General features: G+C 67.4%; 13 protein-coding genes. 10 read left to right on the top strand and 3 right to left on the bottom strand.

Translation table 11 applies throughout. The annotated features are described in order from the left end of the window. Entirely contained in the window at positions 1–600 is a 600-nt protein-coding gene (locus CLV71_RS40200) for an RNA polymerase sigma factor (protein ID WP_133908178.1), read from the top strand. Next, positions 593–1,645 (top strand): CU044_5270 family protein, encoded by a 1,053-nt coding sequence (locus CLV71_RS40195; protein WP_243867245.1) that lies wholly within the window; start codon positions 593–595, stop codon positions 1,643–1,645. Before CLV71_RS40200 ends, CLV71_RS40195 begins: the two co-directional genes overlap by 8 nt. Before the next feature lie 7 nt (positions 1,646–1,652). On the opposite strand, the gene radA is transcribed toward CLV71_RS40195, so the two are convergent. Together radA and CLV71_RS40185 are read right to left on the bottom strand one after the other, a co-directional pair. After that, positions 1,653–3,029: a DNA repair protein RadA gene (radA, locus tag CLV71_RS40190; RefSeq protein ID WP_133908177.1), complete on the bottom strand. Its 1,377-nt coding sequence runs from the start codon at positions 3,027–3,029 to the stop codon at positions 1,653–1,655. A 41-nt stretch (positions 3,030–3,070) separates the two neighbouring features. Beyond that, on the bottom strand, positions 3,071–3,805 hold the full coding sequence (locus CLV71_RS40185; protein ID WP_133908176.1) for a copper chaperone PCu(A)C: 735 nt from the start codon (positions 3,803–3,805) through the stop codon (positions 3,071–3,073). 283 nt (positions 3,806–4,088) lie between these two features. On the opposite strand from CLV71_RS40185, the gene CLV71_RS40180 reads away from it, so the two are divergent. The 8 genes from CLV71_RS40180 (at position 4,089) to darG (ending at position 11,721) form a co-directional block, all read left to right on the top strand. Continuing rightward, positions 4,089–4,580 carry a CarD family transcriptional regulator gene (locus CLV71_RS40180; RefSeq protein WP_075129788.1) on the top strand — a complete coding sequence of 164 codons (492 nt, stop codon included), beginning with the start codon at positions 4,089–4,091 and terminating at the stop codon, positions 4,578–4,580. Between the two features lie 40 nt (positions 4,581–4,620). Continuing rightward, the gene (locus CLV71_RS40175; protein ID WP_133908175.1) at positions 4,621–5,268 is read left to right on the top strand and encodes an IspD/TarI family cytidylyltransferase; all 648 of its coding nucleotides are present in this window, start codon (positions 4,621–4,623) and stop codon (positions 5,266–5,268) included. Then, positions 5,265–5,732, top strand: coding sequence for a 2-C-methyl-D-erythritol 2,4-cyclodiphosphate synthase (gene ispF / locus CLV71_RS40170; protein WP_133908174.1), 468 nt, complete (start codon positions 5,265–5,267; stop codon positions 5,730–5,732). Before CLV71_RS40175 ends, ispF begins: the two co-directional genes overlap by 4 nt. Positions 5,733–5,777: 45 nt before the next feature. After that, positions 5,778–7,160, top strand: a complete 1,383-nt coding sequence (gene cysS, locus CLV71_RS40165; protein WP_133908173.1) for a cysteine--tRNA ligase — start codon at positions 5,778–5,780, stop codon at positions 7,158–7,160. A 5-nt stretch (positions 7,161–7,165) separates the two neighbouring features. Further along, a complete protein-coding gene (rlmB, locus tag CLV71_RS40160; RefSeq protein ID WP_133908172.1) occupies positions 7,166–8,125 on the top strand; it encodes a 23S rRNA (guanosine(2251)-2'-O)-methyltransferase RlmB in 960 nt (319 codons plus the stop codon). Between the two features lie 25 nt (positions 8,126–8,150). Further along, positions 8,151–9,584 carry an MBOAT family O-acyltransferase gene (locus CLV71_RS40155; protein WP_133908171.1) on the top strand — a complete coding sequence of 478 codons (1,434 nt, stop codon included), beginning with the start codon at positions 8,151–8,153 and terminating at the stop codon, positions 9,582–9,584. Positions 9,585–9,815: 231 nt separating this feature from the next. Beyond that, entirely contained in the window at positions 9,816–10,640 is an 825-nt protein-coding gene (locus CLV71_RS40150; RefSeq protein WP_341771712.1) for a DUF4433 domain-containing protein, read from the top strand. Positions 10,641–10,656: 16 nt separating this feature from the next. Beyond that, positions 10,657–11,721 carry a type II toxin-antitoxin system antitoxin DNA ADP-ribosyl glycohydrolase DarG gene (gene darG, locus CLV71_RS40145; protein WP_133908169.1) on the top strand — a complete coding sequence of 355 codons (1,065 nt, stop codon included), beginning with the start codon at positions 10,657–10,659 and terminating at the stop codon, positions 11,719–11,721. A gap of 469 nt (positions 11,722–12,190) precedes the next feature. Here darG and CLV71_RS40140 read toward each other — a convergent pair whose 3' ends face one another. Further along, positions 12,191–13,390 (bottom strand): DUF445 domain-containing protein, encoded by a 1,200-nt coding sequence (locus CLV71_RS40140; protein WP_133908239.1) that lies wholly within the window; start codon positions 13,388–13,390, stop codon positions 12,191–12,193. Positions 13,391–13,440 lie beyond the last annotated feature (50 nt).

Raw genomic sequence — 13,440 nt, 5'->3', positions numbered from 1 at the left:
ATGACGCGACGCGGGCCTGCCGACGAGCCGCTGCCTGCCGACAGGGATCGCCCCTACCTGGGCGGACCGGAGCCGGCAGTGGAGTTCGGCCGGCTCTTCGACGCGTACGCCAGATCGCTGCACCGCTACCTCGCGCGGCGGGTCGGTGCGGAGAACGCGCACGACCTGGTGAGTGAGACGTTCCTGGTCGCGTTGAACCAGCGGCACAGCTACGACCCGCGCCGGGGTGCGGTGCGGTCGTGGCTGTACGGCATCGCCACGAACCTGCTGCGCAGGCACGTGCGCCAGGAGCTGCGTGGACTGCAGGCCGCGGCCCGGTCGATCGGGCACACGCAGGAGTCCGTGGCGAGCCACGAGGCCAGGGTGGCGGACCGGCTCGACGCCGCGGTGATGGCCGCGCGCCTGGCCGGTGCCCTGGCCGAGCTGTCCGAAGGCGACCGGGACGTGCTGTTGCTCACGTCGTGGGCCGGCCTCGACTCCACCGAGGTCGCCGACGCACTGAACATCCCGGTCGGGACCGTGCGATCCCGGCTGCACCGGGTGCGGAAGTGGCTGCGTGCCAACGCCCCCACCCACCGAGAGGAGGGCGGTCATGCCTGACAGCGACGACAACGTCCGGGACATGTGGTCCGACGACGAGCTGGACCGGGCGCTGGCCGCACTGGGCGCCGTGAAGGACCCGGACAGGCGTGTACTGACCCGCTCCCGCACCGAACTGCTGGTTGCCGCGGGCGCGGCGAACCCGGAGGCCGCCGGGCCACGCAGGCGGTGGCGCTGGTGGGCGGCGGCGGTCGCCTCGGTGGTCGTGGTGGTGGCGAGCGTGCTGGTCGTGCAGACCGTCCGGTTCGGCGACAACATCCCGAACGCCGCGGGACAGCAGCTGACGATCACCGCGGAGAGGATCACCTCGGTCGACCAGCCGCTGGGTCCTGGCGAGTACCGCTACGTGGCGACACACGCGTGGTGGCTGACCGGCACCGACCGGTACTCGTACCTGGCGGAGAACCTCCTGGAGACGTGGGTTCCCGCGGACCAGACCCAGGACTGGCTGCTGCGCAGGGACGTGACGGGGGCCAGGAAGTGGGTGTCGGGCACCGAGGCGGAGGCCAGGGCGGCCGGCTACCCGGTCGACGAGGGGGGCGGGTTGGAAGGCAAGTGGCGGGCCCCCTGCGGCGACTGGTTCGCCAAGGAGGAGCACCGTGAGCCGTGCGCGCGACGAGGCACCTGGCAGACCCCTGACGAGGAGTTCCTGGCCTCGCTGCCACGCGAGCCGACCGAGCTGTACGACAGGCTCAGGGCCGCGACCGCCGGACAGGGGCCGACTCCCGACCTGGAGGTGCTCGTCTACGTGGCCGACGCGTTGAGGTCGGGCCTGGTACCCGCCGACCTGCGGGCGGCCTTCTACCGCGCACTGGCCCTGGTCCCGGACCTGCGGATCACCGACCGGGTGGCGAACCTGGACGGCCGCGAGGGCACGGCCTACGGCGTGACCGGCGAGGGCACCCGCCAGGAGATCATCGTCGACCCCGCGACCGGCCAGTTCATCGGCGAGCGAGAGACAGCGGAACAGGACGGCACGGTGATCGGCTACACCTCGGTGGCCACGGCCGTGGTGCCGGCGATGGGGGTGCGGCCACCCGGCTGACCTGGCGTCAGGTGGCGACCGCCTCCAGCACGTCCAGGGCGGCACCCAGGTCGGGACAGACCCGCGCCCGAACCCCGTCCGGCACCTCGCAGTCGGGCGGGATCAGCGCCCGTGTGAACCCCAACCGGCCTGCCTCCGCGAGCCGGGACTTGACCCCGTGGACGCGCCGAACCTCCCCGGCGAGCCCGACCTCCCCGAGCACGACGATGTCCGCGGGCAGGGCGCGTCCCCTGGCCGCGGACGCCACCGCGAGCGCGAGCGCCAGGTCCGCGGACGGCTCGTGGATCCGCATGCCGCCGACCGTCGCCGCGAAGACGTCCTGGTCCGACAGCCGGATCCCGCCCCTGCGCTCCAGCACCGCAAGGACCATGGCCACCCTGGACGAGTCCAACCCGGACACCGCCCGCCGGGGGGTCGCGAGCGCCGACCGCGACACCAGCGCCTGCACCTCCCCCACCAGTGGCCGCTTGCCCTCCACGGCCACCGTCACCGCCGTCCCGGGCACGCCCTGGTCCCGCCGGTTGAGGAAGAGCCCCGACGGGTCCGGCACCCCGCGGATCCCGTCGTCGACCAGCTCGAAGCAACCCACCTCGTCGGCGGGGCCGTACCGGTTCTTGACTCCCCGCACGAGACGCAGCGTCGAGTGCCGGTCTCCCTCGAAGTGCAGCACGACGTCGACGAGGTGCTCCAGCACGCGCGGCCCGGCGATCCCGCCGTCCTTGGTCACGTGCCCGACCAGCACGACCGGCAGCCCACGTTCCTTGGCGAGCGCCACCAGCGCGGCCGTGACCGCCCGCACCTGTGTCACGCCGCCCGCAGTGCCCTCCACCACGGTCGTCGACAGCGTCTGCACCGAGTCGACCACCAGCATCCCGGGGTTCACGGCGTCGACGTGTCCGAGGATGGTGGCGAGGTCGCTCTCGGCGGCCAGGTACATGGCCTCGTGCACGTTGCCCGTGCGCTCGGCCCGCAGCCGCACCTGCCCGGCCGACTCCTCGCCCGTCACGTACAGGGACGGCGACGACGCGCCGTCACGCGCGGCCCAGCGGTACGCGACCTCCAGCAACAGGGTCGACTTGCCGACACCCGGCTCGCCTGCCAGGAGCACCACGGCACCGGGCACGAGCCCGCCGCCCAGCACACGGTCCAGCTCGGACACGCCGGTCTGCCGCGCCCTGGCCGCCTCGACGTCCACCTCGCCGATGGGCCGAGCCGGGGAGCTGGGTGCACCCGCCACGATCTTGGACAGCGCGGCCTTGGGGACGCCGACCTCCTCGAGCGTCCCCCACGCCTGACACTCGGGACAGCGGCCGTACCACTTGGCCGACTCGTTGCCGCACTCGGCGCAGCGGTAGGCGGGTTTGGTTCGCGCGTTCTTCACCACGGCGCAAACCTAGACGGCAGCACCGACAACGGGGCGAACTGCTACTCGTCCTCGGTGGTCCCGGAGTTCTGCTCGACCATGTCCTTGTCCCGGTCCTCCGCGCGCGCCGTCGTGGGCGCGGCGACGGGCAGGTTCACGGTGATCTTGCCCGCCTTGGCGAACTCGAAGGTCACCGGCACGGTCTTGCCGAACGGCAGGTCACCGGTCAGCCCGGTGATCACCAGGCTGATGGTGCCGACCACGTCCGGCGCCTCCTCGGTCGTTGTCGTGGTGGCCGACGACGACTCGCTGGACGTGCTCGACGAGCTGCCCGAGGACGGCGGCTGCGACCCGGTCGTCTCCGCGGTGGACGAACCCGTGGTGGTCGTGGTCGTCGTGGTCTCGCTGGTCGACGACGAGGGGTTGTCACTCGGCTGGACGACCTGGAGCGCGGAGTGGGCGGGGATGCTCGCGTTGCCCGTGATCTCGACCTTGCCCGCCGGGCTGGAGACGGCGGTCAGCTCGTCGTCGTCCCCGCCGGTGTTGGCGATCGTGAGCAGCAGCGGGGCGTCCTCACCCGCCGCGTAGGACTCGCCGTTGTCGGGGAAGGCGACCATGACGTCACGCAGGACCAGGTTGCCCACCTGGCTCATGTTGCCGTTGACCGCGGGTTCCATGTCCGCGGTCTGGGCGACCTGACCGGCTCCGCAGCCCACGATCCCGAGCAGCGCGCTGACACCGATGGCCACCGCGGGCGCCAGCTTGCGCAGCGGTCGGGTCGTCTCACGGCTCACCATCGTGGTCCTTCCTCGGGCTCCCCTGACTCACGCGAAGACTAGCGGCAGCGCTCCCCACCACGTGCGAGTGGTCGACCGGGTGCGTCGACCGTCCCGTTCGGACATCGGAAAACTCCGGTGATCGGCTGACCGGCAAATGTCGGCAAGCACGGTCATTGCCGCTTTGTCAACCCCTCGACTGAACCCGCACCTGGCCGCTGACCTGCGGTAACCGATCTCGGGCCCATTACGGCACCAGCGCGGCTCGTGTTAAGATGGAGGCAGCGAAAGGGGCAGAGGACACATGGTTTTCAAGGTCGGAGAGACCGTCGTCTACCCGCACCACGGTGCCGCACTCATCGAAGCCATCGAGACCCGTGTGATCAAGGGCGAGGAGAAGAAGTACCTCGTTCTCAAGGTCGCGCAGGGTGACCTCACCGTACGCGTCCCTGCGGACAACGCCGAGATCGTGGGCGTTCGGGACGTTGTCGGTCAGGAGGGCCTCAACAGGGTATTCGATGTTCTGCGTGCTCCTCACACCGAGGAGCCGACCAACTGGTCGAGAAGGTACAAGGCCAACCTCGAGAAGCTCGCCTCGGGCGATGTGAACAAGGTTGCCGAAGTGGTGCGCGACCTCTGGCGGCGCGAGAAGGATCGCGGTTTGTCCGCCGGTGAGAAGCGCATGCTGGCCAAGGCACGCCAGATTCTGGTCAGCGAGCTCGCGCTGGCCGAAGGCACCGACGAGGGCAAGGCCGAGGTCATCCTCGACGAGGTCCTCGCCACGGCGTCGGTCTGACCGCCTGAGCAGCTGCCAACAACGAGATATCGAGTCCACTGTGACGGTCGCGGTCGTCCCCGCTGCGGGGCGGGGTGAACGTCTGGGCACAGCCGGACCCAAGGCCATGGTTCGACTACATGGCTTGCCTTTGATCGCACATGCCGTGCGTGGCCTGCTTGACGCGGGTCGCGTGCGGCATGTTGTCGTTGCGGCCCCTGCCGACCATGTGGCGGAGGTCGCCGAGGCGCTCGCCTCGTTCGAGCCCGTGACGGTCGTGCCCGGCGGCGCGGACCGCACCGAGTCGGTCCTGCTCGCCCTGCGGGCCGCCACCACGCTGGTCCCGGATGCCCGGTCGGTGCTCGTGCACGACGTCTCCCGCGCCCTCACCCCGCCCGCTCTCGTGCACGCGGTCACCGACGCGCTGGCCGAAGGCCACCAGGCCGTGGTCCCGGTGCTGCCGGTGGCGGACACGGTCAAGTGCGTCGACGCGGCCGGCGTCATCCTCAGCACCCCCGACCGCACCGCCCTCCGGGCCGTCCAGTCACCCCAGGGCTTCACGCACGACGTGTTGCACCGCGCACTCGCGGCGGGCGGCGTCCTGGAGAAGGTCGACATACCCGTGCACACCGTGCCGGGCGACGTGGCCGCGATGAGCATCACCACCCCGTTCGACCTGACCGTGGCCGGGGCGGTGCTCGCGCGGTGAGGGTCGGCATCGGCACGGACGTGCACCCCGTCGAGGCAGGCCGCGAGTGCTGGATCGCGGGCCTGCGGTGGGAGGGCGTCGACGGCTGCGCTGGTCACTCCGACGGTGACGTCGCCGCGCACGCGCTGTGCGACGCACTGCTGTCGGCCGCCGGTCTGGGTGATCTCGGCGCGGTGTTCGGCACCGGCGACCCACGCTGGTCCGGTGCGCACGGCGTCGAGCTGCTCGCCGAGGTACGCACCAGGGTCGAGGCGGCCGGGTACCGGCTCGGCAACGCGGTCGTGCAGGTCATCGGCAACCACCCCAAGATCAGCAAACGGCGTGCCGAGGCGCAGAAGGTGCTGTCCACGGCCGCTGGCGGGGACGTGGCGGTGTCCGGCACCACGACGGACGGGCTCGGGCTGACGGGTCGAGGAGAGGGCATCGCGGCGGTTGCCACCGCGTGCCTGATACCGCGCGGCTAGGCTCGTAGGCCAGATCGGGCCCCTCCCCACGAAAGTGACGACGCCGTGAGCCTCCACCTGTTCGACACCGCGAGCCGGAGTGTGCGGGAATTCCAGCCTGTACGCAGCGGAACGGCGTCGATCTACGTGTGTGGGCCGACGCCGCAGGGCCCGCCGCACATCGGGCACGTGCGCAGCCTGTTGAACTACGACGTGCTGCGGCGCTGGCTCGAGCACAAGGACCTCGACGTCACACTCGTGCGCAACGTCACGGACGTGGACGACAAGATCCTGCGCAAGGCGAACGACGCGGGCCGGCCGTGGTGGCAGTGGTCGGCGCGGTTCGAGCGCGAGTTCGACGACGCGTACACCGCGCTCGGTTGCCGCCCCGCGTCGATCGCGCCCCGCGCGACCGGGCACGTCACGCAGATGGTCGAGCTGATGCAACGGCTCGTCGACGGCGGCCACGCGTACGCGGCGGCCGGTGACGTGTACTTCGACGTGCGCTCGTGGCCGTCCTACGGCGAGCTGTCCGGGCAGAGGCTCGAAGAGGTGCAGCAGGGCGAGTCGGCGGCAGAGGGCAAGCGCGACCCGAGGGACTTCACGCTGTGGAAGGGCGCACGGCCGGGCGAGCCGTCGTGGCCGACCCCGTGGGGCCCCGGCAGGCCGGGCTGGCACCTGGAGTGCTCGGCCATGGCGCTGACCTACCTCGGCGCGGAGTTCGACATCCACGGCGGCGGGCACGACCTGGTGTTCCCGCACCACGAGAACGAGCTGGCGCAGTCGCGGGCCGCGGGCGACCCGTTCGCGCGCCTGTGGATGCACAACGGGCTGGTCGGGATGGCCGGCGAGAAGATGTCGAAGTCGCTCGGGAACGTGGTGTCGATCCCGTCGATGCTGGAGCGGTACCGGGCGCAGGAGCTGCGGTACTACCTGGTGGCGCCGCACTACCGCTCGGTCATCGAGTTCTCGACGGCGGCGCTCGACGAGTCGGTGCGCGCGTACCAGCGCCTCGAGTCGTTCGTGCAGCGCGTCGGCGCGAGGATCGGCGAGGTGCCGATCGGCTCGGTCGGCCCCGAGTTCACCGCCGCACTGGACGACGACCTCGGCACCCCCGCGGCGGTCGCGGTGGTGCACAACACCGTGCGGCAGGGCTTCACCGCGCTGGACAGCGACGAAGACGCGGCGGCGTTGAGCGCGGCGGGCACCGTGCGTGCGCAGCTGGCCGTGTTGGGCCTGGACCCGCTGACCTGGCCGGCGTCCACAGTGGACACCGCGGCACGCGGCGCGCTGGACGCGCTCGTGTCGGAGCTGCTGGAGCAGCGGCAGGCCGCCCGCGCCGCCCGTGACTTCGCGACCGCCGACGCGGTGCGCGACCGCCTGCTGGCCGCGGGCATCACCGTCGAGGACACCCCCGGCGGTCCACAGTGGACTTTGAAGGACGGCTGAGCAGGTTGGCTGGCAACTCCAGGCGCAAGGGCGCCATTCGCAAGCCTGGGTCGAAGAAGGGGCAGGTCGTCGGCACCGGCGGCCAGAAATCGAAGGGCCTGGAAGGCAAGGGTCCGACACCACGCGCCTCGATCCGCCCGGGACACCCCGCGCAGAAACGCGCCGCGCAGAAGTCGGCACAGCAGCAACGCCGCTCCGCGCGTGACAAGCCGACGGCCGAGCTGGTCGCGGGCCGCAACCCGGTGGTGGAGTGCCTGCGGGCGGCGGTCCCGACGACGGCGCTGTACGTGCAGCTGGGCGTGGACGCCGACGAGCGCGTGACGGAGGCCGTGCGGCTGGCCGCGGACCGGGGCATCTCGGTGCTCGAGGTGAGCAAGCCGGAGCTGGACCGGCTGACCGGCGGCGCGCTGCACCAGGGGCTGGCGCTGCAGATGCCCCCGTTCGACTACGCACACCCGGACGACCTGCTGGCGGCGGCGAAGGACTCGACGGAGCCGCCGCTGCTGGTAGCGCTCGACGGCGTGACGGACCCCCGCAACCTGGGCGCGGTCATCCGTTCGGCCGCGGCCTTCGGCGCCAACGGTGTGCTGCTACCACAGCGCCGGTCGGCCAGCATCACGGCGGTGGCGTGGCGGACGTCGGCAGGCACCGCGGCGAAGATCCCGGTGGCCATCGCGACGAACCTGACCCGTGCGCTGCGTCAGTACGCGGCGGAGGGCCTGATGATCGTGGGCCTGGACGCGGACGGCTCGGTCGCGCTGGATGACCTGTCCCTGGCAACGGACCCGCTGGTGGTGGTCGTCGGTTCGGAGGGCCGGGGCCTGTCGAGGCTCATCCGGGAGACGTGCGACGAGACGGTGTCGATCCCGATGTCGGCCGGGGTGGAGTCGTTGAACGCTTCGGTGGCCGCGGGCGTGGTACTGGCGGAGGTGTCGAGGCGCAGGCGGGTGGCCGGCCGCACGTAGGCGGGTCGTTCGCGGGGAGGTCAGCTTGTCGTTCGCCAGCCCGTTGTTCCTGTGGGTGTTCCTGCCCCTGGTACTCGGCGCGATCCTCGCTGCCCCCCGGCACTGGCGGAACGGCATCATCGCGGTCGCCTCCCTGATCTTCTACGCCGTGGGTGCCGGTCCGACCACGCTGTTGCTGCTGGTCACGATCGCGGTCAACTACGTCATCGGCCAGTGGCTGGAACCGGACGAGTGGGCACTGGCGGCGCGGCGCAAGCGGGTCCTGCTGATCACGGTGATCTGCGTCGACGTGGGCTCGCTCGTGGTGTGGAAGTACCTGGGCTTCCTCACCGAGCAGCTGAACGGCCTGGCACAGCTGTTCGGCGGCGACTTCCCGATCACCCACCTGCTGCTGCCGATCGGCATCTCCTTCTACACGTTCCACAACATCTCGTACGTGGTGGACATCTACCGGGGCGAGCGGCCCGCACTGCGGAACCCGGTCTCGTTCGTCACGTATATCTCGATGTTCCCGCAGCTGGTGGCGGGTCCGATCGTGCGGTACCGGGAGATCGCGGACCAGCTGCCGCAGGAACGGACCCACCGCACGGATGACATAGCGGCGGGTTTCCCTCGTTTCGCGCTGGGGCTGTGCAAGAAGGTCATCATCGCGGACTCGCTGAACCCACTGGTGGAGGCCTGCTTCGCGACGCCCGGCGACCGCATGACGTTCGCGATCGCCTGGTTGGGGGCGTTGACGTACACGCTGCAGCTGTACTTCGACTTCTCGGGCTACTCGGACATGGCGATCGGCCTGGGCCGGATGCTGGGGTTCCGGTTGCCGGAGAACTTCGCGCGCCCGTACTCGTCGGTGACGGTGACGGAGTTCTGGCGGCGGTGGCACATGTCGCTGTCCCGGTGGTTTCGCGACTACGTCTACATCCCACTGGGCGGCAACCGCCACGGCGCGGCGAAGACGTACCGGAACCTGCTGATCATCTTCGTGCTGACGGGCTTCTGGCACGGGGCGAACTGGACGTACCTGGTGTGGGGCCTGTACCACGGTGCCCTGCTGATCATCGAGCGTGGCTTCCACCTGGATGGGGCGCCGTCGTCGCGTGGCCGTGCTGTCGCCCGCCGTGCGTTGACCCTGTTGCTGGTGGTGGTGGGCTGGGTCTTCTTCCGCTCGGCGGACTTACCCCAGGCCCTGACGATGATCGGCAACATGCTGCTGCCCGACTTCACCGGGTTGACGGACATCGTGAGCGAGGCGTTCACCAACCAACGCCTGGTGATCCTGCTGTGCGCGCTGGCCATCGTGTTCCTACCGGCCCACCCGGTGACGGGACCGCTGCTGGAGTCATCCCGAAGCAAACCAGCCACCGTCCTACGTACAACCATCATGACCGCAGGCCTCCTCTACGCCGCGATCCTCGTAGCCACGGGCACCTTCAGCCCGTTCCTGTACTACCAGTTCTGACGGACGGTCCGGGCCCATCTCGGAGCCGGGCCGCGATCATGCCACTGACCTGCGTGAACGTTACTCGACGTTTCTCGTCGACTCTCGCCGCTCCCCAAAGGCCGAGGGAGCTGCCCCGTGGCTCTGTGATCCCTCGCGCCGCCGGCGGTGGCGCTACCGGCGCATGGCCGCGGGCTGCGCCGCGCAGGCCGGGCGGCATGAGCGGAGCGGAAGCCGCCCGTGCCGCGATGGATGCAGCCCACGGCCCCAACGCGACGGGCACAGCGCGTCAAGCGTGACTACATGCCTCACGCTGGCCCTCACAGCGACTTAACGGCGGAATGTCGTACCCATCTGTCATGCTGCCTTGACAGACGAAGTGGAGGCACGAGGTTGCGCTACATCCAAGCTTCGTCCTTCGCAGGACGAGGTCAAGAGCTACCCAGGCAGGACAACCCCCGAGACTGGCTCGTATGGCATGTCACGCATGTCGAGAACCTTGTCGACATCGCTTCAACGGGAGCACTCGTAGCCAGGAGCACACCGAGAGTAAGCATCGCATTGAAGTCTGTGAATGGACGCCGTCCTCACATCCCAGTTGCTCCGGACGATAGTTATCCGGCGAACAGGGTCGTGTCCGATCACGTACCCTTTTACTTCGCAGCAAAGTCCCCGATGTTACTTCGCGTGAAATCCGGGCATGTGGACTACCAAGGTGGTGACGATCCCTTGGTGTTCGTAGGGTTAGCCGTCGGTGATGCAGTTGACTCGTCCATGACATGGTGCGTGAGCGATCAGAATGCCGCAGTCGACATCGTCGAATTTACTCGCGAACTCGATCAAATCGGCACATTTATCGACTTTCCGCTTATGCGTCAGAAGATGTGGAATAATACGCCTCAGGACCCGAACCGACAGAGTCGCCCGGCAGCAGAGTTTATTATATTAGATAAACTTCCCTTGAATTACATTTCACATGTAGTAACGAAGAATTCTACAACCATGGCCAGAGTCAAACAGATTTTGAGCGACGTCGATGGAATATCCTACATTGTAGACCGAAACTTCTATTACTAAGGAGGGGACTGGCCAGATGATCACAGAAACACGTGGCGACCTGCTCAACGCGGATGCGGAAGCGTTGGTTAACACTGTCAATTGCGTCGGAGTGATGGGCAAGGGCATCGCCCTCCAGTTCAAACGCCGCTATCCCGAAAACTTCAAATTGTACGCCAAAGCGTGCACCGCCGGAGAGGTCAAGCTCGGCGAGATGTTTGTAGTAGAGCTACACACAATAACAAGCCCTCGATATATCATCAATTTTCCAACTAAGAATCATTGGCGCTCAAAATCAAGACTTGATGACATCGACCATGGACTCGACGATCTCATACGAGTAATCAGGGAACGAGAGATCAGGTCGATAGCCATCCCTCCGCTTGGCGCAGGAAACGGCGGTCTGGCTTGGGATGACGTTTCCAAGCTTATCTACAGGAAGCTTGCCCAGGTTTCGGATGTCGCGATCCAACTCTTCGCCCCATCCGGCGCGAAGCGAGCGCTTGCTCCACAAGCGCTTCGCATGTCGTGGGGACGAGCTACGATTATCAAGTTGATTGAAGCATATGCGGAGTACCGACGTGCGGTGGAACCATGGGAGCCAGCGTTGGGTGCATCCCATTTAGAAATACAGAAGCTTAGCTACTTTGCGAACATTGTAATGCCTCACTTGAACCTTAGGTTCGAAGCTGGCCAATATGGCCCATACAGTGAGCAAACACGCCACCTAATTCAGGAGATGGAAGGCAGCTATCTAGAGGGCCACGGGGACGGCACCTCTCGGGTACAGGAGTTGATTCCGATAATACCCACAGATACAGGATCTCGCGAAGCAGACGATTATGTACACAAGAACTCAAGCAATCGGAACGTTAAAACCGAGATCGTCGATCCAGTCATGAAGATCATTGAAGGCTACGAAGGCCCCTACAATATGGAACTACTTGCTAGCACACATTGGCTAGCGTCTCACGGGAAGGCACGTAACGCTACCGAAGCATGGGAGCAAATTCAGGCGTGGACCGCCAGGAAAAAGCGCCTATTTACTCGCAATCATGTCGAGCGTGCTTGGCAGAAGCTCGAATCAATTAATATGACGTGAGTACTATTCTCTATATATCGCAGCGCACTGGCGGCCCGCTATGGATACACGAGCCTCAGCACCGCTGCGTCCGAGGATAAAGTTACTTATATGGGTGACCTTGAGACGTGGGCTCGTGAACGAGCGGCGGCCCTCCTGAGGGTGCAACTTCCGCGCAGGTGGTCGCACGTTCAGGGGGTCGCCGACCGCGCCGCATCGCGGGTCCCCTGTTCACTGACGCTGACAGCGAACTACTTGTATGCGGCCGCCGTGCTCCACGATGTCGGTTACTCGCCCGAGGTCGCGAAGACCGGGTTCCATCCGCTTGATGGTGCTCGGGTGTTACGCGACTTCGCGCCATACACGCGGCTCGTGGCCCTTGTGGCTTATCACTCCTGCGCGGTCACGAGCATGTGCGATGGTTACACACCGTGGAAGCAACGAACGCGAGGCTCACCGATCTGATGCACTGACCCCAGCCACCGGGGACCTAGTGCAGTAGTAGCAACACCTGCAGCTCTCCGATAAGGGCGCCGATCGCTGCCCCTACGGCGATGAGTTTCCACTCGTCCTGCCGGAAGGCCGGACGAAGGAGACCCTCGTACTCCACTCGGGACAGGCGGCGCATTTTGGTGGCTATTGTGTCGCGAATGTCGAGCGCTTCCGTGGCGTAGGTTTCCGCAGTCAGCATGGTCGTCGGCAGGTAGCGGACTGCCTGCTCCGCCGCCTTCTTCTTCAGTGCCGTGAACCGAGATGGGCCTAGCAACGGACGTGCCAGACCTGCCTGCTCCTCTACCGCCTGCTCCACCGTCTCCCGCACCATCGCCTGGAGACGCTCGGCTCCCGGCCCGGTCAGGATGGCGTTCACCAGGTTCGGAACCGTCATCACCTCTCGGGCGATCACTGTCGCGTACTGCTTCGCCACCTCGTCCCTGCGGCGTTGGAAGACGCCCTGCAACGGCAGGACGCCCAACACTTTCCGGCGCTCCCTCGGGAAGAAGACCAGTTTTATAGCCAGCCAGTCGGTGAACCAGCCGACCGCCGCACCGAAGACCGGCATCACCAGCGGCGCCTTCGTCAGCGCCCACACCACCGTCTGCACCAGCCCCAGGAACAGCCCGAAATACACCCCGCACCGCGCGATGAACGCCATCTCCGGCCGCGATATATCCCGGATCAGCTTCAGCAGCAACCGTTTGTCCCGGTGCAGCGCGTTCACCGCCACCGACTTGATGTCCAGGATGTCCTTTATGTTCCCCGACAGCTCCGCCATGACCCGCGCCACCAGGTCCGGGATGGACGCCTGCACACGCTTGATCACCAGCTCCTGACCCAGCGGCGGCAGGTTCTGCCACAGCCCCTGACGCGTCAGCACCTCACGTGTCGTCTCGTCCGCCGCCAACAGCAACGGCAGCTCCAGCTCCGCCGCCAGCCGGGCCGGGTCCAGGCGCTGGACGATCTCCCTCGGATCCACCAGCTTCGCCGTGAGCAGGTCCGCCGCCACCGCGATCATGCGTTCCGAGTTCCTGGGCACCACGCCCTGCCAGCCCAGGTACGGTGGCACGCCGACGAAGTCCACCGGGCGGAACATCATCTCTATCGCGGCGCGCTTCGTCAGGTAGCCGATCACCGCCGCCACCACCGGCATCGACAGGTATACCTGCCAGTGCTCCGCGAACTCGGTCCACATGCGGGTCGGATCGGGGGCCACCTGCGTAAAGGTAGCCCTGACAGTCCCAG

The organism is Actinophytocola oryzae (genome assembly GCF_004364325.1).
Taxonomy (GTDB): Bacteria; Actinomycetota; Actinomycetes; order Mycobacteriales; family Pseudonocardiaceae; genus Actinophytocola; species Actinophytocola oryzae.
This window is presented reverse-complemented; position numbering and strand designations above follow the sequence as displayed.